Source organism: Lentzea indica (genome assembly GCF_012184385.1).
GTDB classification, from domain to species: domain Bacteria; phylum Actinomycetota; class Actinomycetes; order Mycobacteriales; family Pseudonocardiaceae; genus Lentzea; species Lentzea indica.
Map to the genome: position 1 here is coordinate 15,501 of NZ_VSRL01000009.1, position 23,414 is coordinate 38,914.

Consider the following 23,414-nt stretch of genomic DNA (forward strand, 5'->3'; position numbering starts at 1 on the left):
CGTGCCAGACCGACAACCGACCCCTATCGGCGCCTCGCCACCAGGCGAGACGACGCCGACGGTCCCCCCATGCCGAAAACAGGCCGAGTTGCGGGCAGTGCCCGATGGGGATCGAGATGGGGGAGGTTCCGGTCCGACGCCGGCGGTTTTCCCCTGGGGAAGACGCAAGGTCCTGCTGCTGAACGCCACGTTCGAGCCGCTCACGGCGTTGTCACTGCGCCGGGCGGTTGTCCTGGTGGTGTGCGGGAAAGCCGAAGTCGTGCACGGAGACGCTTCGGGGCTTGTTCTGCACTCGTCGAAGTCCGAGGTGCTCGTGCCGTCCGTGATCCGGCTGAGCACCTACGTTCGCGTGCCTTATCGAGGTCGTGTGCCGATGACCCGTGCCGGGCTCATGCACCGCGACCGTTATCGCTGCGCCTACTGCGGCGGGCGGGCCGAGACGATCGACCACGTCGTGCCGCGCTCGCGTGGCGGACCTCACACCTGGACCAACTGCGTCGCCTGCTGCGCGAAGTGCAACCACCGCAAGGCGGACAAACTGCTGTCCGAACTGGGCTGGCGGCTGCGCGTCGTTCCCGCGGCGCCACGTGGCCCTCACTGGCGGCTGCTCGCCGGGGTGGCCGAGGCTGATCCGCAGTGGTTGCCGTACCTGGGTGAACCCGCGGCCTGATCGGCCGGCGTCGAGCTGGTGGGTCAGGCCGCGAGGCTGAAGTCGTCCTGGCGGGCCGTGATGCGCACGGAGTCGTCGTGCGCGGTGATCCGGACCGAGTCGTCCATCGTGATGCGCACGGAGTCTTCACGCGCGGTGATGTGGACGCTGTCCTGCTGAGCCGTGATGCGCACCGAGTCGTCGAGCGCGGTGATGCGCACCGAGTCGTCCATGGTGATCCGGACAGAGTCGTCGTGCGCCGTGATGCGCACGGAGTCGTCCATCGTGATCCGGACGGAGTCCTCACGCGCCGTGATCCTCACCGAATCCTGCTGAGCGGTGATCCGGACCGAGTCGTCGAGCGCGGTGATGCGGACCGAGTCGGAGGCCGTGATCCTGACCGAATCGCTCGCAGTGATGCGCACGGAGTCCGTCATCGTGATGCGCACCGAGTCAGCGGCCGTGATGCGCACCGAATCGGCCGCCGTGATCCGAACGGAGTCGCTCGCCGTGATCCGGACGGAGTCACTTGCCGTAATACGCACTGAATCGTCCTTGTAGCTCGGAAGAGTGAAGGTCACGGCCTGGGGGCGGGTCATCGTGAACATTTTGTGTCCTCCAGGACTCTCGGGGCGGGTGCGCAAGACCCGTATAGGTGAAAAGCTAAGAGGTGGGTGTTCCGGGAACAAGACCCCAAACCGGCACCCGTTCGCATCCGACCGGGTGAGGCCTGACCGGGTGTAACCGCTGCGCCGCACGAGAGCACTCATTGCCTCTACTGGCCGGTATGGACACGCTCTGTAGCGTTCAAACTGATGGAACGTGACGTGCGTCATACCCCTCAAGGCGTGCGCGGACGTGGTTTCCGAGCGCTCACCGCCGCCTGGGCGGTGTCGCTCGTCGGGGACGGCGTACGCATTGTCGCGCTGCCCTTGTTCACCGCCGCGAGCACCCGTAGTCCGCTCGCCGTTTCCGCGGTGGCAGTCGCTGTCACTCTGCCCTGGTTGCTCGTCGCGCTGCCCGCGGGTGCGCTCGTGGACCGCTGGCGGCCAAGAACCGTTGTCGTGGTGGCACATTGGCTGCGCGCGGGGGTGACCGGACTGCTCGCGCTGGCAGTCCACACCGGACACGCGACGGTCGTCGTTTTGTGTGCCACAGCTTTCGTGCTGACCTCCGCGGAGACGTTCGCGGACTCGTCGTCGCAGGTGTTGCTGGTCGAGCTGGCGGGCGTGGCCGAGCTGGAGGCGGCGAACAGCAGGTTCGTCACGGTCGAGACGGTCGGCATGGACCTGGCCGGTCCCCTGGCCGCCGCGGTGCTGTTCTGGTGGGAGCCGGCCGCCTGTTTCGCGCTCGACGCGGTCTCGTTCGTCGTCGCCGCGCTGCTCGTGTCACGCGTGCCGGATGTCGCGCCCGAGCGCGGGCGTGGTGATCTTCGCTGGCAGCTCGTGGAGGGCGCGCGGTACCTCGTGCGGACCCCTGGCCTGCGGTCACTGGTAGTTGTCGTTGCAATCACAGCCGTCTGTGCGGCCGCGATCAACGCCATGCTGGCGCTCTACTCCATCCAGGTGCTCGGCCTCGCCGAACCGGTGGTTCCCGGCCTTGTCATGTGCATGGCGGCCGGTGCTCTGCTAGGTGCCTGGCTGTCCCCTCGGCTCGCGTCCCGGTGGGGCGCCGGCCGGGCCATGGTCGGGTTCCTGGCGTTGCTCGGCGCGGCGTTCGCGTTGTTCGGTCTCGCGCCCTGGCTGGTGGTGGCGGTGTTCGCGTGCCTGCTGTTCGGCGTGGCGTCCGCGGGCTGGAACGTGTTGTCCGCGACCCGCCGCCAACGGCTCACACCCGGACCGATGATGGGCCGCGTGACGAGCGCTTATCGGGTTCTCGCATGGGGCCTCTCGCCGCTGGGCGCCGGCCTCGCGGGACCGCTCGCCTCGGTGACGTCACTGGGGACGGTCTACGTCGTGGCGGGCTCGATCGTGGGATTGACCTCGATCTTGCTGGCCCGGCCGCTCGTGCGCGGCTGAGTTCGGCTACCGTACCCGCCGTGACCATCGTGGAGACCGTTCTCGTCTTCGCGCTGATCCCGCTGGCGATCTACGGCGTGATCACGCTGCTGACGGTGAGGCCAAAGGCCACCCGGATTCCCCGGTACAGGCCCGGCCAGGAGTGGGGCTACGCCCCGGTGTGGTGGAGCGCGAACCCTGCCGGGTTGAGCGCGCACCACCACGGCGCCGCCGAGCCCGCTGCCCAGGACTCGGGCTCGACCGCCAAGGGAGGTGCCCGTGGCAACTGGTAAGGCGATCGAGGCCGTCGACCCGTCGACGCTGCCGGTCGGCGCTGTCGTGACGAACAGCGGCCGCGTGTCCGCCGCGAAGATGTACGAGCCGCACGCGCCGGAACTGCCGTTCACGCCCGCCCAGCTCGCGCAGCTGGACGAGGCGCTGACGCTGTCCAGCCGCACCACCGGCCTCGACTTCAGCGTGTACCTGGGAGAGCTCGGCTCGTCCCCGCGTGAGCGCGCGGAGGAGCTGCACGGCTCCACCGAGCGCCCGTCGCACCACGTCCTGGTGGCCGTGTCGCCGGGCGAGCGCGTCGTCGAGATCGTGACGGGCGAGGAGTCCCACCGCCGTCTCGCCGACCGCGGCGCCAAGCTCGCGGTGATGAGCATGGTGGCGTCCTTCAAGGAGGGCGACCTCGCGGGCGGCCTGCTGTCGGGCCTGCGGATGCTGACCGACCAGGCTGGCGACGCACCGCGTTCCTGATTTCGCTCTGTGAACGCCCCCGGTGTCGTGCCGGGGGCGTTTTCTACGCGCTGACGTCGTTGCGCGCCACCACGAGGTCGGAGATCTTCTCCCACCCCAGCCTGCGGTAGAGGTGCAGGCCTTCGGTCGAGGAGAACAGCAACCCGGTCAACGCCGCGTCCTTCACCGCTTCCCGTGCCAGCGTGCCCATCACGACGCTGCCGAGCCCACGGCGCCGATGTGCGTCCGAGGTCTCGATGCGGTGCGCGACAGCGTCTTCGCCGACGACAGCCATCAGCCCGCTCGCCGCCTGTTCGCCGTCCGGCGTCAGCACCCGCACCTGGATGACCGGACTCCTGGTCACCTCGACCGCATAACCCGCGGGTGAATCGAACAGCGGGTGGTCGGCGAGCGAGCGCCGCATGAAGGTCTCGTCCGGACGGGCCACGATCATCCCGGCCGCTTCGATCTCCGCGAACACCTTCTGCGGCGCGTCCGTCGCCACGCTGAGCCAGTTCGGTTCCGCGGTGGTGGCGACGAGCTTGGCGACCTCGGTGACGTCGTCTTCGTCGGTGATGATCCACTCGTACTGTCGGCGGGAGCGGTTCACGTGGACGACCAGGTGTCCGTCGCGCCGCTCGGAGGTGAGTCCGTCGGCCGCGATCCAGCCGCGGTGCCAGCGCTCCACCAGATCACTGATCATGATTCCCCTCGGTGTTGGACGCGATCACGACGTCGGAAACCGTTTCCCAGCCGAGTTTCCGGTACAGGGGCAGGCCGTCCTCGGTCGCGAACAGCAGCCCCGTGGTGGCACCGGCGGCGATCGCCTCGCGGACCAACGCGCCCATCACCACACTGCCGAGGCCGCGCCGCCTGTGTTCCGGCGTGGTCTTGATGCGGTGCGGCGCAGCGTCTTCATCGACCACCGCGATCAGGCCGCTCGCCACCGCCGAGCCGTTCCACGTGACCTCGACCGAGATCACGTCTCCGCGCTTCACCGTCACCTCGTAGCCGTCGGGTGCGGGCGGCGCCGGATGGCCGGCGAGGTCGCGGCGCAGGAACGTCTCGGGCGGCCGGATCCACAGCCCCTCGTGCATGATCGCTCGCGTTACCGCTTCCGGGGAGTTGGTCGGCGTGGTCAACCATTCCGGGTCCGGCGACAGGGCCATCTCCGCGGCCGCCCAACGGACCTCGGCCGAGGTGTCGGTCACGATCCGTTCGTAGCGCCATCCTGGCCGGTTCACGTCCACGATCCAGGTGTGCCGTTCCCTGGCCTCGTGCACGGTGAGGCCGGCGGCCTTGGCCCAGGTCCTGCACCATCGCTCGGTCAGCTTTCTGAGCGCGGCGAGGCCGTCCGCAGCCACCAAACCGTCCAAAGTGGAGTCGAGCTCGACGGTCGCACCGAAGGCGCGCAACTTTTCCAGCACACGGGTGAAGTAGTCGCGATCAGCGTCATGGGCGACGTGCGCGTCGTGCCACACAAGCGTGAATTCGGTGAAGTCCAGACAGTCGGCGATCTCATCGATGTTCCGCCCGAAGTACCCGCCAGGACCGGCCATCGCCTCACCGAGCGCGAGGTGCAGACCCTCGCGGTCGGTCGCGAACCTGCCGTCGAGGTGGTGGACACCGGTCTGGTCCGCGGCGGGCCGCTGGTTGCCGTGGGTGAGGTCGAGCCAGGCGCGGCGCCCGGCGGAGTCGAACGGCGCCCACAGGTTCTTCTTCTCCGGGACGCCGTCGCGCCAGAGCTCCCACACCGGGCGGCTCGCCGGCCCAGGCCGTTCCCTGTAGTAGCCCGGCGACCACGTCACGGACGACTGGTCGAGCACGACGTCGAGCAGATCGTTGCCGAGCACCGAAGGCCGGATGTCCGTGACCACGAACTTGATCATCGCGAACGACATCGGTCTGCCGTCGTGGTCGAGCGCGCGGATGCCGCCCCAGTCGTTGACGGCCACCAGGTCGCGGATGCGGTCCGGCCGGTCGCAGCCGATCAGCGTGACGGCGGGCCATCGGTAGCGGGGCTCGTCCTCCGGCAGGCCGTCCACCGTCCGGCACGTGCCGGCGAAACGTTCGCCCTCGAAGAGCCGGTACTGCGCGGGTCGCGCCTTCTTCCGCGGCCTTGCCGGACGATCGTCGCGCAGACACACCGCCGCGCTGAGCACCACATCACCGTCAGGCAGTGTGGCGTGCACGACCGGGTCGACCAGATCCCACCAGTCCATCGAGTCGTCGTGGTAGCGCAACGCCACCGCCAGGTCTCCCACCGGCGCCTCGAGCGGGGAGCCGCGCAGCACCAGCGTGCGCCGTTCGGGCAGCAGCACGTCGGCGCACCAGCCGTCGACGTCGACCGCCCTCGCCAGCACCTCGCCCGCCACGGTGTTGACGAACTCGTCCTCGACCGCCTCGACGAGCTCGTAGCGGAACGGAAAGTTCACTGCACCCCCATGAGACGGGAAGGCCCCGTGCCGCCATCAAAGCGTCACGGGGCCTTCACCGCACAGCGATTTTCAGGAGCGGTCGAACTCCTGCGCGGCCAGTGCACGCACGATGCCGGCGCGGCCCTCGGACACCAGGCGGCGCAGGGCCGGCGGGTGGTCCCCCGCGAGCCACGCGTCAGCTGCCTCCACAGTGGACCGAGCGATCGACCACGCAGGGAACATGCCGACCACCATGGACTGTGCGCGCTCGGAGGTGCGGCGGTCCCACACGCCCTTCACGTCGGCGAAGTAGCGCTCGACGTACGGCGCGAGCAGCTCCTTCTGGCCGGGGTGCGAGATGCCCGCGATGATCGCCTCGCTGACCGCGTTCGGCAGGTCGTCGTCGTTCACCGCGCGGTCCCATGCCTCGTCCTTGGCCGCGATGGTCGGGCGCAGGGCACGGGTCTGCTGGGCGCGGCGATGGCCGGTGGAGGTCGGGTCGCGCTCCTCCTCGGCGTTGATCTCCGGCAGGTCCGCCTTGCCGTGCGCGACAAGGGCTTGCAGCAGACGCCAGCGCAGGTCGGTGTCCACGTCCAGGCCGGGAAGGACGGCGGAACCGTCGTACCAGCCGCGCAGAACGTCCAAAGTGGACTCGTCGAGCACCGACGAGGACAGCGCGTTCACGAACGCCAGCTGGTGATCCGATCCCGGCTCGGCGGCCTGAGCCAGTTCCAGGGTCGTGGCCACGAAACGCCGCCATCCCTCGCCACGCCACGAGTCGTCCGCGTAGGACGACAGCGAGGTCTGGGCCTGCAGCAGAAGCCGTTGCACGACACCGACCTCGGACTCGGCGTGCAGACCGCCGAGCACCAGGTTCACGAAGTCGCGGGCCTTCAGCTCGGCCTCGCGGGTCATCTCCCACGCGGCCGACCAGCACAGCGTGCGCGGCAGCGGCTCCGCGATGTCGGAGATGTGGTCGATCAGCCCGGCCAGCGAGTCCGGGTCGAGGCGCATCGTGCAGTACGTGAGGTCGTCGTCGTTGACCAGCACGATCTTGCCGCGGTGCACGCCGACCAGTTCGGGGACCTCGGTGCGGTCGCCCGTCACGTCGAGCTCGTGGCGGTGCGTGCGAACCAGCTTGCCGTTCTCGTCCGCGTCGTACACGCCGATCGCGATGCGGTGCGTGCGCAGTTCGCCTGCACCGGGACGCGCGCCGCCCTGCAGCACCGCGAACTCGGTGAAGCGGCCCTGCGCGTCAACGGTGAACTTGGGGCGCAACAGGTTCAGGCCGGTCGTCTCCAGCCACTGCGCGCTCCACCACGACAGGTCGCGTCCGGAAGCCTCCTCCAGCGCGCCCAGCAGGTCGGCCAGCGTCGCGTTGCCCCAGGCGTGCTTGCCGAAGTAGACCCGCAGGCCCGCAAGGAAGTTCTCCAGCCCGACGTACGCGACGAGCTGCTTGAGCACCGAAGCGCCCTTGGCGTAGGTGATGCCGTCGAAGTTGACCTCGACCGCCTGCACGTCGGAGATGTCCGCGGCGACCGGGTGCGTCGAGGGCAGCTGGTCTTGCCGGTACGCCCACGACTTCTCGATCTTCGCGAACGTCGTCCACGCCTGGCGGTACTCGGTGGCCTCGGCCTGCGCCAGCACGGAAGCCCACGTGGCGAACGACTCGTTCAGCCACAGGTCGTCCCACCAGCGCATGGTCACGAGGTCGCCGAACCACATGTGCGCCATCTCGTGCAGCACGGTCTCCGCGCGCCGCTCGTAGAGGTAGCGGGTGACCCGGCTGCGGAAGACGTAGTCCTCCAGGAACGTGACGCAGCCCGCGTTCTCCATCGCGCCCGCGTTGAACTCCGGCACGAAGCACTGGTCGTACTTGCCGAACGGGTACTGCACCCCGAACGCCTTGTGGAAGAACCCGAAGCCCTGCTTGGTCTCGGTGAACAGCCGCTCGTGGTCCATGTGAGGAGCGAGCGAGGCACGGCAGTAGATGCCGAGCGGGATGCGGAAGTCGCCGTCCACGAACTCGTCACGCCATTCCGCGTACGGCCCGGCGACCAGCGCCACGATGTAGGTCGACATCGGCTTGGTGGTGGCGAACGTGTGCACGTCCGAACCGCCCTCGCCGTCCTCGGTGGCGATGATCTCGCCGTTCGAGATGACCTTCCAGTCGTGCGGTGCCGTCACCTTCATCGAGTAGACCGACTTGAGGTCGGGCTGGTCGAAGCACGCGAACATGCGCTTGGCGTCCGCGGTTTCGAACTGCGAGTACAGGTACACACCGCCGTCGACCGGGTCGACGAACCTGTGCAGGCCCTCACCGGTGTTCATGTACCGGCAGTCGGCCTCGATGGTGAGCTCGTTGGTATCCGCGAGGTCCGGCAGCTTGACGCCGTCCTCCTCGCGGTACTCGGAGACGTCGAGCTCGCTGCCGTTCAGCACAGCGCGGTGCACGGTCGCCGCCACGATGTCGATCCACGAGGAAGCACCCGGAGTCCGGCTGCGGAACACCACGGTGGTGGTGGAGCGGAACGTGTCCGAACCCGGCTTTCCGCCGCCGTCGGTCAGATCCAGCTCGATCCGGTAGGACTCCACTTCCAGCAGCTCAGCACGTTCCTGAGCCTGGTCGCGGGTGAGGTTGGGCGCGGCCACTGTTCACCTCGTCTGCCGCGCGTGTGGTTACGCGCTGACGTCGTCGGGAATGGTTATGACTCCCGCATCCAATCACGGAACCGGCGTACGGGAAGAGATGACAGGGTGATCTCGTTGGGCTGATGGGGCGATAACGCCACCTACCGTCACTAAAGGGGCACGCATGGCCGACAAGGCGAAGGTCGACTTCTACTTCGACCCTCTTTGTCCGTTCGCCTGGATCACCTCCCGGTGGATCCTCGAAGTGGAGAAGGTCCGCGACATCGACCTCAGCTTCCACGTGATGAGTCTCTCCGTGCTCAACGAAGGACGCGATCTGCCCGAGCAGTACAAGGAGCTCATGACCAAGGGCTGGGGTCCGGTTCGCGTCGCCATCGCCGCCGAGCAGAAGTTCGGCAACGAGGTGCTGCCGCGGCTGTACGCCGCGATGGGCACGCGCATCCACAACGAGGGCAACCAGGACTTCGACGAGATCATCAAGCTGGCTCTCGCGGACGCGGAACTGCCGGCGGAACTCGCTGAGGCCGCCACCTCGACCGAGTTCGACGAAGAGCTGAGGGCCAGCCACCACCGCGGCATGGACCCTGTCGGCATGGACGTCGGCACGCCGACGATCCACATCGACGGTGTCGCGTTCTTCGGCCCGGTGCTCACGAAGATCCCGCGGGGCGAGGAGGCGGGCCAGATCTTCGACGGTGCCCGGCTGCTCGCCGGCTACCCGCACTTCTTCGAGCTCAAGCGCACGAGGTCGGGCGAGCTGGACTTCAGCTGAGTTTTTTGTCGGTGGTGCTCGCTAACGTGCTTTGACATGGCACACCACCGCGTCGAAGTCGCAGTTCAGGGGCCCTGGTCGCTCGCGACCAGCCGCGCCTTCTGGGAGGGCTTCACGCCGTCCGCGTTGCCTCAGCGCGAGGGCGAGGCGCTGCGGTCGACGTTCCTGGTCGAGAGTGAGTGGCGCCGTGCTTCGGTCTCCGTGACCCAGCGCGGCGCCACAGCTGTGCTGGAGCTCGCGGGCGACGGTGACCTCGACCTGGCGGCGGCCCAGGTGTGCAGGTTCCTGTCGCTGGACGTCGACGGGCGCGCGTGGCCCGAGGTCGGCTCGCGGGATCCGGTGATCGCTGCGGCCCAGTCGGAACTACCCGGTTTGCGGCCGTGCGGGTTCTACTCGCCGTACGAGGCGGCGGCGTGGTCGGTGCTGTCGCAGCGGGTTCGCGTGTCGCAGGCGGCCAAGCTGAAGGCCAGGCTCGCCGTTGACGGCGTGTTCCCGGCGCCTGCCGTCTTGCGGTCGCTGGACCTGGATCTGCCCGGTCGCAAGGCCGAGTACTTGCGCGCAGTGGCTGAGGCGGCGTTGGACGGGCTGCTGGACGCGGTCACGTTGCGTTCGATGAAACCTGCTGCAGCTGTGCTCGCCGTGCAGCGGGTGAAGGGTCTGGGTCCGTTCGCGGCCGAGCTGGTCGTCTTGCGCGGAGCGAACGCGCCGGACGCCGTGCCGCACAACGAGTCCCGGCTCACCGACGAGGTGAGCGAGCGGTACGGCAGGCCGTTGGCCGAGGTGTCCGAGGCGTGGCGGCCGTATCGGACGTGGGCGTCGGTGCACCTGCGAGTGCTGCGTGAGCGGCGGCTGGGAGGTGCGATGGCAGCTTCGGGGTGACCACCGCGAGGCGATGTGACAGGCTGGACCGTTGTCAGCGCATTGGTGTCACATCCGTCTGGAGGGCTCTCGTGATCGAGGTCGTCAACCCCGCCACCGAGGAAGTCATCGGCACGCTCGCCGAAGGCACACCGGCCGACGTCGACACGGCCGTGGCCGCCGCGGTGGCCGCGTTCCCGGCGTGGTCGCAGACCTCGGTGGAGGAGCGGGCGAAAGCCGTTCGGGCGATCATCGACGGACTCAAGGAACGTGGCGGCGAGCTCGCGGCGACCATGACCCGTGAGATGGGCACGCCCCTCACGTTCAGCCAGAAGGTGCAGGTAGCGAACCCGATCGCCATCGCGGAGGGTGTCGCGGACGTGCTGGAGCGCGGCTACTTCGAGCCCGAGGAGATCGGCAACTCGCTGATCTTCCGCGAGCCGATCGGGGTCGTCGCCGCCATCACGCCGTGGAACTTCCCGCTGCAGCAGATGGTCGCGAAGGTCGTGCCGGCGCTCGCCGCGGGCAACACCGTTGTCCTCAAGCCGAGCGAGCTCGCGCCGGGTACCGCCGGCCTGCTCGCCGAGATCATCACGGCCGCCGTGCCGGAGGGTGTCTTCCGGCTGGTGCACGGCACCGGGCCGGTCGTCGGCGAGGCGCTGGCCGCGCATCCGGACGTGGACATGGTGTCGTTCACCGGTTCCACGAAGGCCGGGCGCCGGGTGTCTGCGGTGGCGTCCGAGACGGTCAAGCGGGTCGCGCTGGAGCTGGGCGGCAAGTCGGCGTGCATCGTGCTCGACGATGCCGACTTCGGCCGGGCGGTGAAGATCGCGGTCGCCAACTCGTTCATGAACAACGGCCAGGCGTGCAGCGCGTGGACGCGTCTGCTGGTGCCCGCCGACCGTCACGACGAGGCCGTCGAACTGGCGGCTGCCGCTGCCCGGAAGTACACCTCGGCCGACCCGAGCGACCCGTCCACGCGCATCGGCCCTGCCGTGTCCAAGGCGCAACGCGACCGCGTGGTCGGCTACATCCGCAAGGGTGTCGAGGAGGGCGCTCAGCTGGCCGCCGGTGGGCCGGACGCGCCGTTGCCGCAGGGCTTCTACGTCACGCCGACGGTGTTCGGCGGGGTGACGCCGGAGATGACGATCGCGCAGGAGGAGATCTTCGGGCCGGTCCTGTCGGTCATGCCGTACGCGGACGAGGACGACGCGGTGCGGATCGCGAACTCCACCATCTACGGCCTGGCGGGCGGTGTGTTCTCCGCCGACACCGACAGGGCGATGCGGGTGGCCAAGCGCCTGCGCACCGGTCAGGTCGACATCAACGGCGCCGCGTTCAACACGAGCGCGCCTTTCGGTGGCTACCGCCAGTCGGGCAACGGTCGTGAGTTCGGCAGGTTCGGCCTGGACGAGTTCTGCGAGATCAAGTCGGTCCAGCGGTAATTGAGCTGCGGGAGTGGCCATGGCGGCGTATCACTGCCGCTATGGCTGACTCGACGCTGAGCATCAGGACCATCGACGAATCCGACATCCCCGAGTTCCAGCGGGTGATGGCGTGGGCGTTCCTCAACGACCCCCGAGGCGTGGACAGCAAGTGGCTCAAGGTCCTCGAGCACGACCGGGCGCACGCGGTTCTCGACGGCGACGAGATCATCGGTACCGCCGGGATCCTCAGCCGCGAGATCACCGTTCCTGGTGGCCTGCAGGCGCCGGCCGGCGCGGTGACGGTCGTGACGGTCAAGCCGGGCCATCGGCGGCGGGGTGTCGCGTCGTTGCTCATGAGGACGCAGCTGCACGGCATGCACGAGTCGGGTGAGCCGATCGCGATCCTCTGGGCGTCGGAGGGCTCGATCTACCGCCGGTTCGGTTACGGCGAGCTGGCCACCAGCATCAACCGGATGACGATGCCGACGCGGATGCCGTTCCACGCCGGCGTCTCGGTGAGCGACACCCGGATCCGGCAGGTGACTCGCGAAGAAGCGATGCCGTTCATGCGAGAGGTGCACGACAGGGTGCGCCGCACGCGGGTCGGCTGGCTGAGCAGGGTCGATGCGACGTGGGACGTGCAGCTCGCCGACCGCGAGGTCGATCGCGACGGCCTGACCTCCTACCGCTACTGCCTGCACCCCGAGGGGTACGTGGTGTTCCGGGTCAAGGGCGGGCACGGCCCGCGCGGGCCGCAGGACGAGCTGCACGTGCGGGAGCTGGTGTGCGAGACCGAGCAGGCGTACGTGGACCTGTACCGGTTCCTGCTGGACATCGACCTGGCGACGGAGATCTCCTTCTACACCGCCGCCGACGACCCGATCGTGCACCTGGTCGACAACCCGCGGAAGGTGGGGCGCGACCTCGGCGACGCGCTCTGGCTGCGGCTCGTCGACGTCGACCGGGCTTTGCCGCTGCGCCACTATTCGTCCGATGTGGACAGTGTGTTCGACGTCGAGGACTCCTTCTGCCCGTGGAACTCCGGCCGCTGGCGCTTCACCGTGAAGGGCGGCGAGGCGGTCGTGGCGCGCACCGAGGACCCCGCGGACGTGTCGCTCGACGTCGCCGCGCTCGGCAGTGCATTCCTCGGTGGTGTACGGCTTTCCGTGCTCAAGCGGGCACACCGTGTGGTCGAGCACACGCCGGGTCACGTGGACGCGCTGACGATGGCGTTCCTCGGCACGCAGGAGCCGCACTGCCCCGAGGTGTTCTGACGGAACTCAGGGCGGATGTTGCTCGTTGACGGTTTACCTGGTGTGGGAGGTAAAGCCGTGGGCACCATCGTGTGGGTGGTCGTACTGGTACTGGTGATCGCAGGGGTGTTCTACCTGGTCAACCAGAGCAACGCGCGCAAGGCACGTGAGCTCGACGACGCCAAGGCGGAGGCCCGCCGCTGGGTCGAGCGGCTCGGCGGGCAGGTGATGAGCCTCACCGGCAGCAACACCGCGTCCACTCAAGCGATGGCGGACGCGTCCGAGCGCTTCACCGCAGCCGGTTCGCAGATGGAGCAGGCCCGCACGATCCCGCAGGCGCGGCTGGTCACCCAGACCGCGATGGAAGGGCTGCACTACGTGCGCGCGGCGCGTGAGGCGATGGGCATGGACCCCGGACCCGCGCTGCCCGAGATCGCCGGGCAGAAGCAGGCGGGTGCCGTCAGTGAGGACCGTCAGGTCAGCGTCGAGGGCCACCAGTACGCCGCGTCGCCGCACTCCGGTTCCGGCACGCCTTACTACTACCCCGGTGGCATGGTGGCCGGACGTCCGGTGCCGCGTGGCTGGTACTCCGAGCCGTGGTGGAAGCCCGCGCTCGTGGCCGGTGCGTGGGGCGTCGGCACGTTCCTGCTGATGGATGCCATGTTCTCCGGCATGCACGGCGTCGGCGACTACGGCATGGGCGCCGGTGATGCCGGCGGCGACATGGGCGGTGCTTCGGACGTCGCCGACACGGGTGACGCCGGTGGCTTCGACTTCGGCGACATGGGCGGCGGGTTCGACTTCTAGCCGAAAGTGCTCATCAACTGAGCACTTTCTGGCCGGACCCAAAAAGCCACCCCCGGCAAAAATTCAGGGCTGGCAAGCAGGGCACCAGAACAGGTTGCGCGCCGCCAGTTCCGTGGTCATGACCTCGGTGCCGCAGATCAGGCACGGCTCGCCGGCACGGCGGTAGACGTACACCTCACCGCCGTGCCGATCCACGCGTGGAGCCCGGCCCATGGCACGCGGCATGTGCTCCCGGCGGACGGTGTTGATCTGGCCGACCTTCACGCCGTCCTTCATCAGCACGACCAGGTCGTCCCACACCGCGTCCCACAGCTCGCGGCTGACCTTGTTGCCGACCAGCAACGGGTTGACGTTGTGCCGGAACAGCACCTCGGCCCGGTAGACGTTGCCGACGCCCGCGAGGATCTTCTGGTCCATCAGCAGCACGGCGAGCGGCTGCTTCGAACGGATGATCCGCTCGTAGGCACGGTCGGGGTCGGCGTCGCGGCGCAACGGGTCGGGTCCGAGCCGTTCCCGGATCGCCTTGACCTCGTCGGTGTTGAGCACCTCGCACGCCGTGGGGCCGCGCAGGTCCGTCCAGTGCGTCTCTCCGACCATTCGCATCCGGACCTGGCCCACAGGCAGCAGCGCCGGCAGCGGCGACTCGGTGAACGTCCCGTACAGCCCGAGGTGGACGTGCACGACCGCGTCCGGGCCGTAGACGTGGAAGAGGTGCTTTCCGTGCGCCTCGGCGCGGACGAGCTTGCGTCCGTCCACAAGGGACGCCGCGAAGCGTCCCTGCGGACTGGTGACGGACACGGGCTTGCCCGCGTACCTGCGCTGGTGCAGCCGCGCGAGGCGGTGCAGGGTGTGGCCCTCGGGCATCAGCGTGAGCTCAGCCGGCGTGCGCGTCTTCGTAGGCGCTGACCTGGTCGATGCGCCGCTGGTGCCGGGCCTCGCCGGAGAACGGCGTCTCGAGGAACGCCGAGACGATCGCGGTCGCTTCCTCCGCGGTGTGCTGGCGAGCGCCGATGCCGACCAGCAGAGCGTCGTTGTGCTGGCGGGCCAGCTGCGCGGTGTCGACGTTCCACGCCAGTGCGGCGCGTGCACCCTTCACCTTGTTCGCGGCGATCTGCTCGCCGTTGCCGGAGCCGCCGATCACGACGCCGAGGCTGTCCTGGCCGTTGGCACGGTCGTTCACGACTCGCTCAGCGGCGTCGGTGCAGAACGACACGTAGTCGTCCTGAGCGTCGTAGGTGTGGGCACCGACGTCGACGACCTCGTAACCCTGCTCGTCGAGAGCCTTGGACAGGTGGGACTTCAGCTCGAAGCCCGCGTGGTCTGCTGCCAGATAAACGCGCACGTCACGGAGTCTGACACGCTGGTGAGCATGTTTGCTCAGGAGGGGTACCGGCTCCGGCTGGAGTGGGGGCCTGAGGGCGTTGAGGCGCTGCGGGGCTGTGACGTGCTGGTTGTCGTCGACGTGCTGTCGTTCACGACGTCCGTCGACCTGGTGGTCGGCAACGGCGGACAGGTTCGGCCGTCGCGGTGGCAGCCCTCGTCGGGCAAGACGCTGCGACCAGCATCACTCGTCGGGGCGGCCGGGTTGGTCGAGCTGCCGTCGCCGAACGGGTCGAACCTCTGCTCACTGGCGGCGAAGACCGGTGCTCACGTGCTGGCGGCCTGCCTGCGCAACGCCTCGGCGGTGGCCGAGCGGGCGCAGGAGCTGGGGAAGACCATCGGGGTCGTGCCCGGCGGCGAACGGTGGGGGCTCGACATCCTCAAGAGCGGGCCGCGTGAGTTCGGGCCGCTGCGGCCGTGCGTCGAGGACTTCCTCGGCGCGGGGGCGGTGCTCGCGGCGCTGGACGGGGAGGCTTCGCCGGAGGCGCGGCTCGCGGCCACGGCGTTCCTGAACACCGACGTCGCGACCGCGGTTTCGGAGTGCGGGTCGGGCAGGGAACTGATCGAGAACGGGCACGCGGCCGATGTGGCGCTGGCGGTCGAGATCGGCGTGAGCAGGGCGGTGCCGGTTCTGGTCGACGGGGTTCTGATCAACGGGGTTCTGCGGTGATCGAGATCGCTTCAGGGGTGTTCATCCGGCGGCACACCGAACTGGACCTGACCCTCGGTCTCATCACCGGATCAGGTGATTCGCTGCTCGTGGACTCCGGGATGGACCCGGCGCTCGCGCGCGAAGTCCATCCGTCGCGAATCGTGTTGACGCACAACCACTTCGACCACGTGCTCGCGACGGAGGCGTTCCTGCCGTGCGAGGTGTGGGCGCACGAAGACTGCGTCGTGGACGAGAGCCTGCTCGAAAGCCGCGCCAGGTACTACGCAGAGCCCTTCGAGGGCAGGCTCATCGCGCCCACCCACACGTTCCGCGACACCGTCACGCTGGACGTCGGCGGCCGCAGGGTCGATCTGTACCACTTCGGCCCAGCGCACTCCTCGCACGACGTGATCGTGCACGTGCCGGACGTTGATGTGGTGTTCGCGGGCGACCTCGTGGAGGAGGGTGCTCCCGCTCAGGCCGGATCGGATGCCACGCCGTCGAACTGGCGCAACGTTCTCGACCGGATGCTGGAGCTGAACCCGCGGATCGTGGTGCCGGGCCACGGGAACCCGGTCGACGCGCGGTTCGTGCGGGAGATGGCGATTCCGGGGGAGATCAACCCGGAGGCCACGTGAGACCGCGTCCACCCAGGACGTGGCAGTGCACGTGGAAGACGGTCTGGCCGCCGTCCTTGCCGGTGTTGAACACGAGCCGGTAGCCGGACTCGTCGACGCTTTCGGACTTCGCGACCTGGTGCGCGGTCGCGAGGATCTGCCCCGCGAGCACGGGGTCGACGTCCCCGATCGCCTGGTGGTGTTCCTTGGGGATCACCAGGACGTGCGTGGGGGCCTTGGGGTCGATGTCGCGGAACGCGAGCGTGGTGTCGGTCTCCGTCACCACGGTCGCCGGGATCTCGCCCGCGACGATGCGGCAGAACAGGCAGTCAGTCACACCGAGATGGTATTGGTCCCGATGGGTGCTGTTGTTCTCGCTGTTCACCGTTGAATCATGGCGGGGTGAAGGGCGCCAAGCTGCTGATCATCGTTCGGTGCCTCATCAGTTTCGCGATCGGCGTGCTGCTCGTGATCGTCGCGATCCGCTTCGGTGAGGCGCTCTGGCGCGCGGTTCAGTAGTTCCTCAGTGGACGAAGCAGAACTCGTTGCCCTCCGGGTCGCGCATGACCTGGAAGCTGCCCTGTTCGTCCGTGACGATCAGGCCCTCGCGCGATGCCCCGAGGTTGACCGCCTTCACGACAGCGGCCTCGATGTCGTCGACCTCGAAGTCGAGGTGCAGCCGGTTCTTCACGTCCTTGCGCTCGGGCACCGGCTGGAACGACATCCGCACGCCACCGGCCGGCGCGACGTGCGCCCACCCGTGCTCGCGGTTCACCGGCTCGGCGCCGAGCATCTCGGCCCAGAACCGGACCAGCCGGCTCGGGTCGTTGCTGTCGATGACGATCTGCTCAAGACGCATCGGTCTCCACCAGGTTCTCCCGGACCCAGTTCTCCCTGGCCCAGTCACAGCACAGGTCGAGCAGTCCGAGCATCTTGCGGCCCTGTCCGGTCAGCTCGTACTCGACCCGCGGCGGGTTCTCGTCGAACGCCTCGCGTGTCACCGTGCCGTCGCGCTGCATGGCTCGCAACGTCTCGGTGAGCACTTTGGGCGTCACGGACGGCATTCCAGCCCGCAGCTCGGAGAACCTCTGGCGCCCGTGCTGCAGCCCTCGCAACACGTGCGCGGTCCACTTGTCACCTATGCGGTAAGGCAGGTCACCGTGCTGGCATTCCACCTGGTCACCCCCGATATCGTTGCGGAAACCGGACACCCGCACCCTACCTTCGCGCTCATGGCGAAGATCGTTGTTTTCGGAGCGTCCGGCAAGGCAGGACGCCAGATCGCGGCCGTCGCGGAATCCCGCGGCCACGAGGTGACCAAGATCGGGCGAGACCCAGGCGTGCAAGCCGCGGCACAAGTGGCCGCGGGCCACGACGTCGCTGTGAGCGCGGTGGCGGACCTCTCCCGCGACCCTGCAGAGTTCTACACAGAGGCGGCCCGCGCCCTAGTGGCGTCCGGGGCCGGGCGGATCATCGTGGTCGGCATCTACACGCTGATGGAGACCTCACCGGGCGTGCGAGTGATCGACAGCCCAGACTTCCCAGACGAGCACAAGCCGTTCTGCCTGGGCCACGCAGCGGGCATAGAGGTGCTGGCACGGTCCAACGCGGACTGGCTGGTGATGAGCCCCGCCGGAAACTTCGGCGGCAAGCCCACAGGAACGTACCTGCTGGGCCAGGTAGACCCAACAAACGAGCTGACCTACGAGGACTTCGCCCAAGCAGTAGCAGACGAAATCGACCGCCCCACCCACCACCACACTCAAATAGGAGTGGCCTCAACCTGACCCACGAGTGACCAGCCCATCCGGCACAGCCTCAGTACCAGCCACACGCACCGGCGCACACAGCGGACATGCCCCCGATGTGAGCCACGTCATACGGGGCTCGCTCCAACATCGGATCGGGTAACTCGGCCCCCGGGACAAATGCAAGGGCCAACCCGACCCTGCGTCCCACCCGCACATAACCACGGCGCCCACCACCGCACTCCGCCCCCACCACCACACTCTGCCCCGACAACGTCACTCCGACAACGTCATATGGGGGTCCGGGGGCTCGCCCCCGGCTGGGGGTCTGGGGGCTCGGCCCCCAGAAAAAACCCGAGAGACCGACCCGGTCTGCGCATTCCGCAGACATGGGTCGGCCTCGGTCGCGAGCGGGCGACGGGAATCGAACCCGCGTAGCTAGTTTGGAAGACTAGGGCTCTACCATTGAGCTACGCCCGCGTGGCCCCTCGAAGAGGGGCTGCGGTTATGAGCTTAACGTAGGGCGGTAAGCTGGTTGCAACCGGGGCGTGGCGCAGTTTGGTAGCGCACCCGCTTTGGGAGCGGGGGGTCGCAGGTTCAAATCCTGTCGCCCCGACTGGTTGACGTTGGCCCCTGGCGAAGGAACCTCGCCGGGGGCTTTCGTCGTCATTCCACCAGGTAGCGGCTGGCCCACGCGGCGAGCACTTCTGCCACGTAAGTGGCGTCCGCGCGGTCGGTCAGCAGGTGATCGGCGCCGTCCAGTGAGACGAACGACTTGGGGTGGCGGGCCGAGTCGAAGATCAGTCTGGCGTTCTCCACTCCCACCAGGTCGTCCTGCGGCGAGTGCATGACCAGCAGTGCGCGGTTCAGCCCTGCGATGCACGCCGTCTGGTTCTGCTGGTTGATGTCGACCAGGAAGTCGTTGCTGATCCGGAACGGCCGCCCGGCCAGCAGCACCTCGGCGACGCCGAGCGCCTCGATCTCGTCTTTGGACGGTCCGAGCAGGTGCTCCACGTGGGTGGTGTTGGCGGGAGCGCCGATCGTGACGACGGCACGGACCTCCGCGACGCGGTGGGCGGCGGCCAGCACCGCCGCGCCGCCCAGTGAGTGTCCGATGAGGACGCTCGGGGCGCCGATGGTGTCGCGCAGGTGGTTGGCGGCGCACACCAGGTCGTCGACGTTGGACGTGAACGTGGTGTTCGCGAAGTCGCCGTCGGACTGGCCGAGGCCGGTGAAGTCGAAGCGCAGCACCGCCACGCCGCGTGCGGCGAGCTCGCGGGAGATCCGTGTGGCGGCCACCGAGTCCTTGCCGCAGGTGAAGCAGTGCGCGAACACGGCGGTCGCCACGACCTCTCCGGCAGGCAGTTCGAGCCGGCCGGCCAGCGACTGCCCGTCGGTGCCCGCGAAGACCGCTTTCCTGTTGTCCATGAAGTCTATGGTGCGTCACGTGCGCTACCAGTACCTCGACGCCCGGCTGCGGCACGCGTTCGACGAGGCCGGGCTCGATCGCGGGCAACGGGCGTTGCTGCAGGGCGTGCTGCGCGCTCTCGACCCCGACGCGCACCTCGGCGAACACGTGGCGGGCCTCAACAGTGCGTTCCTCGCCGTCACCCGCGCGCAGGCCGCGCTCGAGAGTCACGCCACCGAGGACCAGCCGCGGTGGAACCTGTTGCGGCGCATCATCGCCACGTCGCTCGCGTGCATGGACGCCGCCAGGCCCGCGTACGCCCGCGGTGGGGCCAAGGAGCTCGCCGCGGCGCGCAAGGTTCTCCTCGACGTCGACGCGGCCGTCGCGGCGGACGGCCAGAAGCTCGATCCGCAGGTCACGGCGGCGGCTGCCGCGAAGCTCGACCCGGCAGCGCTCAAGGCAGCGGTGCAGGGGTGGATCACTCCACTGTGGAACGGTGTCGAACTTCCCTTGCGCGCCAGGATGATCGCCGAAGTCGCGGTCGTCGTGGCGGTGCACGGCCGCGACGGCAGGCAGCTTCGCGCGGACCTGCTGAGGTGGCTCAAGAAGCCGGGAGGCCTCAAAGAGGTGCTCTGGCCGGACGAGCGCAAGCACGTCGTGGCGCTCGTGGTGAGAGGCGCGCGGGTCCTGCGACACCTGGACGAGCTGCTGCCGCAGGCGAGGCAGGAGCCGTTGCACCGCAACCGGTTGCCGAAAGACGACTTCCTGAAGGAGGCCGTGAACGGCTCGTCGGTGCTGGTGCGGCTGCCGGTCGACGCGGCCGACACGCACACGGCGGCGCTGCGGGGCCGGCGGATCCTCAACGAGGTGCTCGACCAGTACGCGGCGGGGGAGCGGCTCACCGAGCTGAACATCGCGCCGGTCTGGCAGGTCAGTGGCCCTGGCGGACGGGTCACGCGCGGCACAGAGCACCAGCGCACGGTCGGCAACGCCTACCCGCTCACCGCGTACTGGGCCGCCGAGCTGCGGAGTGCGATGCGGGTGGCGAACCTGGCCCGCCAGGTCGACGCGCCGATGGCCAGCGCAGGGCTCGCGTGGAGCGCGCTGGAGGCGACGGGGCTCGACCCGAGCAAGATCGCGTGGCTGGCCAAGGCGTGCGCGCTGCAGATGTTGCGGCAGCACCTGATCAGCCTGCACGTGGTGGTCACCAACCACGACGACCAGCTGCGGCTCCCGCTCGCCGCGCAGGTGCCGACAATCGGAGTGAAGCACCACCTGAGGTCGGTTGACGCCTGGCTGGAGGTGCTGATCAGGCACAATCGCCCGAACGAGCAGCTCACAGCCGCCCAGGAAGCCGTCACGGCGCTGGCCGAGAACGAGGGTGGCCTGGTGCAGGACCTGGTGGAGCTCTGGCGGAGCAGGCTCGCGGACTCGAAGGACCTCGCCGGCTGGCTGCGCGAACAGGAGAACACCGCCGCCGCGGTGCTGGAATGGCTCTACGTCACCAGGAATCTGGCGTTTCACGCGGGACGGTTCGCGTCACCCGCCGACACTCTCACGGCACATGCGGGGCAGGCCGTCGCCGATCTGACGCTGGAGTTCCTCGGAAACTGGCGGACCGTCGAAAGACAGCGGAGCCGGCAGGAGACCTCCACGGTGGAGATCTACCGCCGGCTCGCGCAACGACAAGACCAGCTGGTGGCCCGGCTCAAGCGAGCGGGGTCCGTTCGCAGGCTCAGCGTCGAGGACATCTCCGGCCCCGACGAGAAGTGGTGGTCCAGGGGCAACAGCTAGGGCTTGGCCTTCGTGAGCCAGTCGTCGACCCGGTCGGGGTTCGCCTCGATCCACCGCCGCGCCGCCTCGTCCGGCGACATCTTGTACTTGGCGATGAACGACGCGACCGCGTCCTGCTCGTCGTTGCTCCACTGGAAGTTCTGGATCAGCCGGGCGGCGGGACCGCCCTTGTCCATGAACTTCTTGGAAGCGATCTTGTCGAGCTCGTAACGCGGGTAGTCGCAGGCGACCTTGGCCGCGTCCGCGTCACAGCCGGCCTTGTACTCGGGCAGGTCGATCTTGACCAGCTCGATGTCGAGGTGCAGCCACTGCGGCTCGAAGAAGTAGCCGATCAGCGGCGTCTTCTTCTCCTCGGCCTGGCGGAACGCCTTGATCGACGCCAGCTCGCTGCCCGCGTAGACGACCTTGTAGTTGAGACCCAGGTTCTTCACCAGCGCCTCGTCGTTGGTCACGTACGAGGGGTCGCCGTCGAGCACCTGGCCCTTGCCCTCGGACTGCGGGGTGACGAACAGGTTCGCGTACTTGTTGAGGTTCTGCCAGTTCGTGATGTCCGGGTAGGTCTTCTTCATCCACGGCGGCACGTACCAGCCGATCACGCCCTTGTTGCCGGACGGGCCGACCCGTACGGCGGTGCGCCTCTCGTCGATGTACTTCTGCTTCAGGTCCTCGTGACCCCAGTTCTCCAGGATCACGTCGATCTCGCCGGAGTCGAGTCCCTGCCAGGCGGTCTGCTCGTCGACTTCCTTCTTGGTCACCTTGCAGCCGAGCCGCTTCTCGGCGAGGTACGCGATCACGGCCGCGTTCGCCTCGTAGCCGACCCACGGGTTGACCGCGATGGTGATGGAGTCGCAGGGCTCTGTCGGTGCTGCCGAACTGGAGCGCGGTGAAGACGACGTCGATCCACCGCCACATCCGGCAATTGTCAACACGAGCGTGATTGCCAGAGCGATTCTGGGGGCTTGCACGAACAGCTCCTCGTCGAGGGGAACAGCGGTACAGGAGACCGCTCAGTTCAGCTTTTCCCGATCGATCACACTGCGTCAAGTCATGGGATGATTGGTTGTCCACAAAGGACGGAATTTGTAGCAGCCCTTGACCGCATCCGTGCGAAGGTTAATGCTGGCGCGCATCGAGGAACGGTGTGCGTAGTCCGCAACAGGTCGGAGTGGTTTGGCGTGGATCCCGTGATTTCGGTCAGGGACCTGTGGAAGGTGTTCGGCCCGAACGCGTCTCAAGTGGTGGCATCGGACGAGCTGAAATCGTTGTCACGGCAGGAGCTGATGGACCGCACAGGTGCCGTCGCCGCCGTGCGCGGAGTGGACTTCGACGTCGCTCCTGGTGAGATGTTCGTGGTCATGGGCCTGTCCGGGTCTGGAAAGTCCACACTGGTCCGTTGCCTCACGCGGCTGGTGGAGCCGACCGCGGGCACGATCATGTTCGAAGGCGAGAACATTCTCGAGGCGGACGCCAAACGTCTGCGTGACCTGCGCAGAAACAAGTTCTCCATGGTGTTCCAGCACTTCGGTCTGCTCCCGCACCGGACCGTGGCCGACAACGTCGGTTACGGGCTGGAAATCCGCGGGGTACCGCGGGCGAAACGTGGAGAGCGGTCACAGGAAGTGATCGACCTCGTGGGTCTCACCGGTAATGAGAAGTCCTATCCGGACCAACTCTCCGGCGGTATGCAGCAGCGCGTCGGTCTCGCGCGCGCCCTCGCCGGTGATCCAGATGTATTGTTTTTCGATGAACCTTTCTCCGCGTTGGACCCGTTGATCCGGCGCGACATGCAGTCAGAGGTCATCAGGCTGCACCGCGAGGTCGGCAAGACGATGGTCTTCATCACCCACGACCTGAGCGAGGCGCTCAAGCTGGGCGACCGCATCCTGATCATGCGTGACGGCCAGGTCGTGCAGGTCGGCACCGGCGACGAGCTGGTCGGCGCGCCCGCGGACGACTACGTGCGCGACTTCGTGAAGGACGTGCCGCGCTCCAACGTGCTGACGCTCAAGTGGATCATGCGCCCGCCGCGTCCCGACGACGAGCTGGACGGACCCGAGCTCGGGCCGGAAACCGTTGTGCGTGAAGCCGTGCGCAGCGTGCTCAGCGCTGACAAGCCGGTGAAGGTCGTGCAGGACGGCGAACTGCTCGGCGTGGTGGCGGACGAGGAGATCCTCGGGGTCGTCGCCGGGGAGGCGTGATGGTCGCCGTTCCCGCGCCGCGGCAGGTCCCACTGTTTTTCGATCGA

At 68.2% G+C, this 23,414-nt stretch carries 25 protein-coding genes and 2 tRNA genes; 15 read left to right on the forward strand and 12 right to left on the reverse strand.

Features of this window, described 5'->3' with window-relative positions; all coding sequences use genetic code 11:
• The first annotated feature begins 97 nt into the window (after positions 1-97).
• Positions 98-670 (forward strand): HNH endonuclease, encoded by a 573-nt coding sequence (locus FXN61_RS04295; RefSeq protein ID WP_112275528.1) that lies wholly within the window; start codon positions 98-100, stop codon positions 668-670.
• 23 nt (positions 671-693) lie between these two features.
• Here FXN61_RS04295 and FXN61_RS04300 read toward each other — a convergent pair whose 3' ends face one another.
• The gene (locus FXN61_RS04300; protein WP_167970446.1) at positions 694-1,248 is read right to left on the reverse strand and encodes a DUF2345 domain-containing protein; all 555 of its coding nucleotides are present in this window, start codon (positions 1,246-1,248) and stop codon (positions 694-696) included.
• A gap of 249 nt (positions 1,249-1,497) precedes the next feature.
• On the opposite strand from FXN61_RS04300, the gene FXN61_RS04305 reads away from it, so the two are divergent.
• The 3 genes from FXN61_RS04305 to FXN61_RS04315 are packed head-to-tail and all read left to right on the forward strand — an operon-like array spanning position 1,498 to position 3,405.
• Positions 1,498-2,667, forward strand: coding sequence for an MFS transporter (locus FXN61_RS04305; protein ID WP_167970448.1), 1,170 nt, complete (start codon positions 1,498-1,500; stop codon positions 2,665-2,667).
• A 20-nt stretch (positions 2,668-2,687) separates the two neighbouring features.
• The gene (gene ctaJ / locus FXN61_RS04310) at positions 2,688-2,939 is read left to right on the forward strand and encodes an aa3-type cytochrome oxidase subunit CtaJ (RefSeq protein WP_167970450.1); all 252 of its coding nucleotides are present in this window, start codon (positions 2,688-2,690) and stop codon (positions 2,937-2,939) included.
• Positions 2,926-3,405, forward strand: coding sequence for a DUF5130 family protein (locus FXN61_RS04315; protein ID WP_167970452.1), 480 nt, complete (start codon positions 2,926-2,928; stop codon positions 3,403-3,405). The genes ctaJ and FXN61_RS04315 overlap by 14 nt, the downstream gene beginning before the upstream one ends.
• Positions 3,406-3,448: 43 nt before the next feature.
• Here the strand turns inward: FXN61_RS04315 and FXN61_RS04320 are convergent, their stop codons facing one another.
• The 3 genes from FXN61_RS04320 to pepN all read right to left on the reverse strand — a co-directional run bounded on the left by FXN61_RS04320 (position 3,449) and on the right by pepN (position 8,453).
• On the reverse strand, positions 3,449-4,087 hold the full coding sequence (locus tag FXN61_RS04320) for a GNAT family N-acetyltransferase (protein ID WP_167970454.1): 639 nt from the start codon (positions 4,085-4,087) through the stop codon (positions 3,449-3,451).
• Positions 4,077-5,819 (reverse strand): GNAT family N-acetyltransferase, encoded by a 1,743-nt coding sequence (locus FXN61_RS51505; RefSeq protein ID WP_167970456.1) that lies wholly within the window; start codon positions 5,817-5,819, stop codon positions 4,077-4,079. The genes FXN61_RS04320 and FXN61_RS51505 overlap by 11 nt, the downstream gene beginning before the upstream one ends.
• A gap of 72 nt (positions 5,820-5,891) precedes the next feature.
• A complete protein-coding gene (gene pepN / locus FXN61_RS04330) occupies positions 5,892-8,453 on the reverse strand; it encodes an aminopeptidase N (RefSeq protein WP_167970458.1) in 2,562 nt (853 codons plus the stop codon).
• Between the two features lie 163 nt (positions 8,454-8,616).
• Here pepN and FXN61_RS04335 point away from each other — a divergent pair, with 163 nt between their 5' ends.
• The 5 genes from FXN61_RS04335 to FXN61_RS04355 all read left to right on the forward strand — a co-directional run bounded on the left by FXN61_RS04335 (position 8,617) and on the right by FXN61_RS04355 (position 13,570).
• Entirely contained in the window at positions 8,617-9,225 is a 609-nt protein-coding gene (locus FXN61_RS04335) for a mycothiol-dependent nitroreductase Rv2466c family protein (protein WP_167970460.1), read from the forward strand.
• 36 nt (positions 9,226-9,261) lie between these two features.
• On the forward strand, positions 9,262-10,104 hold the full coding sequence (locus FXN61_RS04340; protein WP_167970462.1) for a DNA-3-methyladenine glycosylase family protein: 843 nt from the start codon (positions 9,262-9,264) through the stop codon (positions 10,102-10,104).
• Positions 10,105-10,175: 71 nt separating this feature from the next.
• Positions 10,176-11,528 carry an aldehyde dehydrogenase family protein gene (locus FXN61_RS04345; RefSeq protein WP_167970464.1) on the forward strand — a complete coding sequence of 451 codons (1,353 nt, stop codon included), beginning with the start codon at positions 10,176-10,178 and terminating at the stop codon, positions 11,526-11,528.
• A 41-nt stretch (positions 11,529-11,569) separates the two neighbouring features.
• Positions 11,570-12,784 (forward strand): GNAT family N-acetyltransferase, encoded by a 1,215-nt coding sequence (locus tag FXN61_RS04350; protein ID WP_167970466.1) that lies wholly within the window; start codon positions 11,570-11,572, stop codon positions 12,782-12,784.
• 57 nt (positions 12,785-12,841) lie between these two features.
• Positions 12,842-13,570 (forward strand): hypothetical protein, encoded by a 729-nt coding sequence (locus FXN61_RS04355; RefSeq protein ID WP_167970468.1) that lies wholly within the window; start codon positions 12,842-12,844, stop codon positions 13,568-13,570.
• A 63-nt stretch (positions 13,571-13,633) separates the two neighbouring features.
• On the opposite strand, the gene FXN61_RS04360 is transcribed toward FXN61_RS04355, so the two are convergent.
• Together FXN61_RS04360 and FXN61_RS04365 are read right to left on the reverse strand one after the other, a co-directional pair.
• Complete coding sequence (locus tag FXN61_RS04360; protein WP_167970470.1) at positions 13,634-14,434, reverse strand: Fpg/Nei family DNA glycosylase; 801 nt, start codon at positions 14,432-14,434, stop codon at positions 13,634-13,636.
• 10 nt (positions 14,435-14,444) lie between these two features.
• Positions 14,445-14,912 (reverse strand): ribose-5-phosphate isomerase, encoded by a 468-nt coding sequence (locus FXN61_RS04365; RefSeq protein WP_167970472.1) that lies wholly within the window; start codon positions 14,910-14,912, stop codon positions 14,445-14,447.
• A gap of 27 nt (positions 14,913-14,939) precedes the next feature.
• On the opposite strand from FXN61_RS04365, the gene FXN61_RS04370 reads away from it, so the two are divergent.
• Positions 14,940-15,620: a 2-phosphosulfolactate phosphatase gene (locus FXN61_RS04370; protein WP_188134661.1), complete on the forward strand. Its 681-nt coding sequence runs from the start codon at positions 14,940-14,942 to the stop codon at positions 15,618-15,620.
• The gene (locus tag FXN61_RS04375) at positions 15,617-16,240 is read left to right on the forward strand and encodes an MBL fold metallo-hydrolase (RefSeq protein ID WP_167970476.1); all 624 of its coding nucleotides are present in this window, start codon (positions 15,617-15,619) and stop codon (positions 16,238-16,240) included. The genes FXN61_RS04370 and FXN61_RS04375 overlap by 4 nt, the downstream gene beginning before the upstream one ends.
• On the opposite strand, the gene FXN61_RS04380 is transcribed toward FXN61_RS04375, so the two are convergent.
• The 3 genes from FXN61_RS04380 to FXN61_RS04390 form a co-directional block, all read right to left on the reverse strand.
• Positions 16,221-16,556, reverse strand: coding sequence for a histidine triad nucleotide-binding protein (locus FXN61_RS04380; RefSeq protein ID WP_167970478.1), 336 nt, complete (start codon positions 16,554-16,556; stop codon positions 16,221-16,223). The two genes, FXN61_RS04375 and FXN61_RS04380, sit on opposite strands and share 20 nt — an antisense overlap.
• Before the next feature lie 186 nt (positions 16,557-16,742).
• Positions 16,743-17,078 (reverse strand): VOC family protein, encoded by a 336-nt coding sequence (locus tag FXN61_RS04385; RefSeq protein ID WP_167970480.1) that lies wholly within the window; start codon positions 17,076-17,078, stop codon positions 16,743-16,745.
• On the reverse strand, positions 17,068-17,394 hold the full coding sequence (locus FXN61_RS04390; RefSeq protein ID WP_312877543.1) for a winged helix-turn-helix transcriptional regulator: 327 nt from the start codon (positions 17,392-17,394) through the stop codon (positions 17,068-17,070). Before FXN61_RS04390 ends, FXN61_RS04385 begins: the two co-directional genes overlap by 11 nt.
• A 57-nt stretch (positions 17,395-17,451) precedes the next feature.
• Between FXN61_RS04390 and FXN61_RS04395 the strand changes: the two genes are divergently transcribed.
• Positions 17,452-18,006 (forward strand): NAD(P)-dependent oxidoreductase, encoded by a 555-nt coding sequence (locus FXN61_RS04395; RefSeq protein ID WP_167970484.1) that lies wholly within the window; start codon positions 17,452-17,454, stop codon positions 18,004-18,006.
• Positions 18,007-18,376: 370 nt separating this feature from the next.
• Here FXN61_RS04395 and FXN61_RS04400 read toward each other — a convergent pair.
• Positions 18,377-18,447, reverse strand: a tRNA-Gly gene (locus FXN61_RS04400).
• A gap of 62 nt (positions 18,448-18,509) precedes the next feature.
• Between FXN61_RS04400 and FXN61_RS04405 the strand changes: the two genes are divergently transcribed.
• Positions 18,510-18,583, forward strand: a tRNA-Pro gene (locus FXN61_RS04405).
• Between the two features lie 50 nt (positions 18,584-18,633).
• On the opposite strand, the gene FXN61_RS04410 is transcribed toward FXN61_RS04405, so the two are convergent.
• Positions 18,634-19,395 (reverse strand): alpha/beta hydrolase family protein, encoded by a 762-nt coding sequence (locus FXN61_RS04410; RefSeq protein ID WP_167970486.1) that lies wholly within the window; start codon positions 19,393-19,395, stop codon positions 18,634-18,636.
• On the opposite strand from FXN61_RS04410, the gene FXN61_RS04415 reads away from it, so the two are divergent.
• Positions 19,394-21,169, forward strand: coding sequence for a hypothetical protein (locus tag FXN61_RS04415; RefSeq protein WP_167970488.1), 1,776 nt, complete (start codon positions 19,394-19,396; stop codon positions 21,167-21,169). The two genes, FXN61_RS04410 and FXN61_RS04415, sit on opposite strands and share 2 nt — an antisense overlap.
• Here the strand turns inward: FXN61_RS04415 and FXN61_RS04420 are convergent.
• The gene (locus tag FXN61_RS04420) at positions 21,166-22,134 is read right to left on the reverse strand and encodes an ABC transporter substrate-binding protein (protein WP_223165310.1); all 969 of its coding nucleotides are present in this window, start codon (positions 22,132-22,134) and stop codon (positions 21,166-21,168) included. The two genes, FXN61_RS04415 and FXN61_RS04420, sit on opposite strands and share 4 nt — an antisense overlap.
• A gap of 219 nt (positions 22,135-22,353) precedes the next feature.
• Between FXN61_RS04420 and FXN61_RS04425 the strand changes: the two genes are divergently transcribed.
• Positions 22,354-23,367, forward strand: coding sequence for a quaternary amine ABC transporter ATP-binding protein (locus tag FXN61_RS04425; RefSeq protein WP_223165311.1), 1,014 nt, complete (start codon positions 22,354-22,356; stop codon positions 23,365-23,367).
• Positions 23,368-23,414: the final 47 nt, after the last annotated feature.

What these genes read in the sequence shown, in the direction of transcription:
- FXN61_RS04340 (WP_167970462.1), top strand. Translation starts at nt 9,262, where the DNA reads ATGGCACACCACCGCGTCGAAGTCGCAGTTCAGGGGCCCTGGTCGCTC.
- FXN61_RS04415 (WP_167970488.1), top strand. Translation starts at nt 19,394, where the DNA reads ATGAAGTCTATGGTGCGTCACGTGCGCTACCAGTACCTCGACGCCCGG.
- FXN61_RS04320 (WP_167970454.1), bottom strand. Translation starts at nt 4,087, where the DNA reads ATGATCAGTGATCTGGTGGAGCGCTGGCACCGCGGCTGGATCGCGGCC.
- FXN61_RS04385 (WP_167970480.1), bottom strand. Translation starts at nt 17,078, where the DNA reads ATGCGTCTTGAGCAGATCGTCATCGACAGCAACGACCCGAGCCGGCTG.
- FXN61_RS04300 (WP_167970446.1), bottom strand. Translation starts at nt 1,248, where the DNA reads ATGACCCGCCCCCAGGCCGTGACCTTCACTCTTCCGAGCTACAAGGAC.
- FXN61_RS04350 (WP_167970466.1), top strand. Translation starts at nt 11,570, where the DNA reads ATGGCTGACTCGACGCTGAGCATCAGGACCATCGACGAATCCGACATC.
- FXN61_RS04395 (WP_167970484.1), top strand. Translation starts at nt 17,452, where the DNA reads ATGGCGAAGATCGTTGTTTTCGGAGCGTCCGGCAAGGCAGGACGCCAG.
- FXN61_RS04370 (WP_188134661.1), top strand. Translation starts at nt 14,940, where the DNA reads ATGTTTGCTCAGGAGGGGTACCGGCTCCGGCTGGAGTGGGGGCCTGAG.
- FXN61_RS04410 (WP_167970486.1), bottom strand. Translation starts at nt 19,395, where the DNA reads ATGGACAACAGGAAAGCGGTCTTCGCGGGCACCGACGGGCAGTCGCTG.
- FXN61_RS04335 (WP_167970460.1), top strand. Translation starts at nt 8,617, where the DNA reads ATGGCCGACAAGGCGAAGGTCGACTTCTACTTCGACCCTCTTTGTCCG.
- FXN61_RS04360 (WP_167970470.1), bottom strand. Translation starts at nt 14,434, where the DNA reads ATGCCCGAGGGCCACACCCTGCACCGCCTCGCGCGGCTGCACCAGCGC.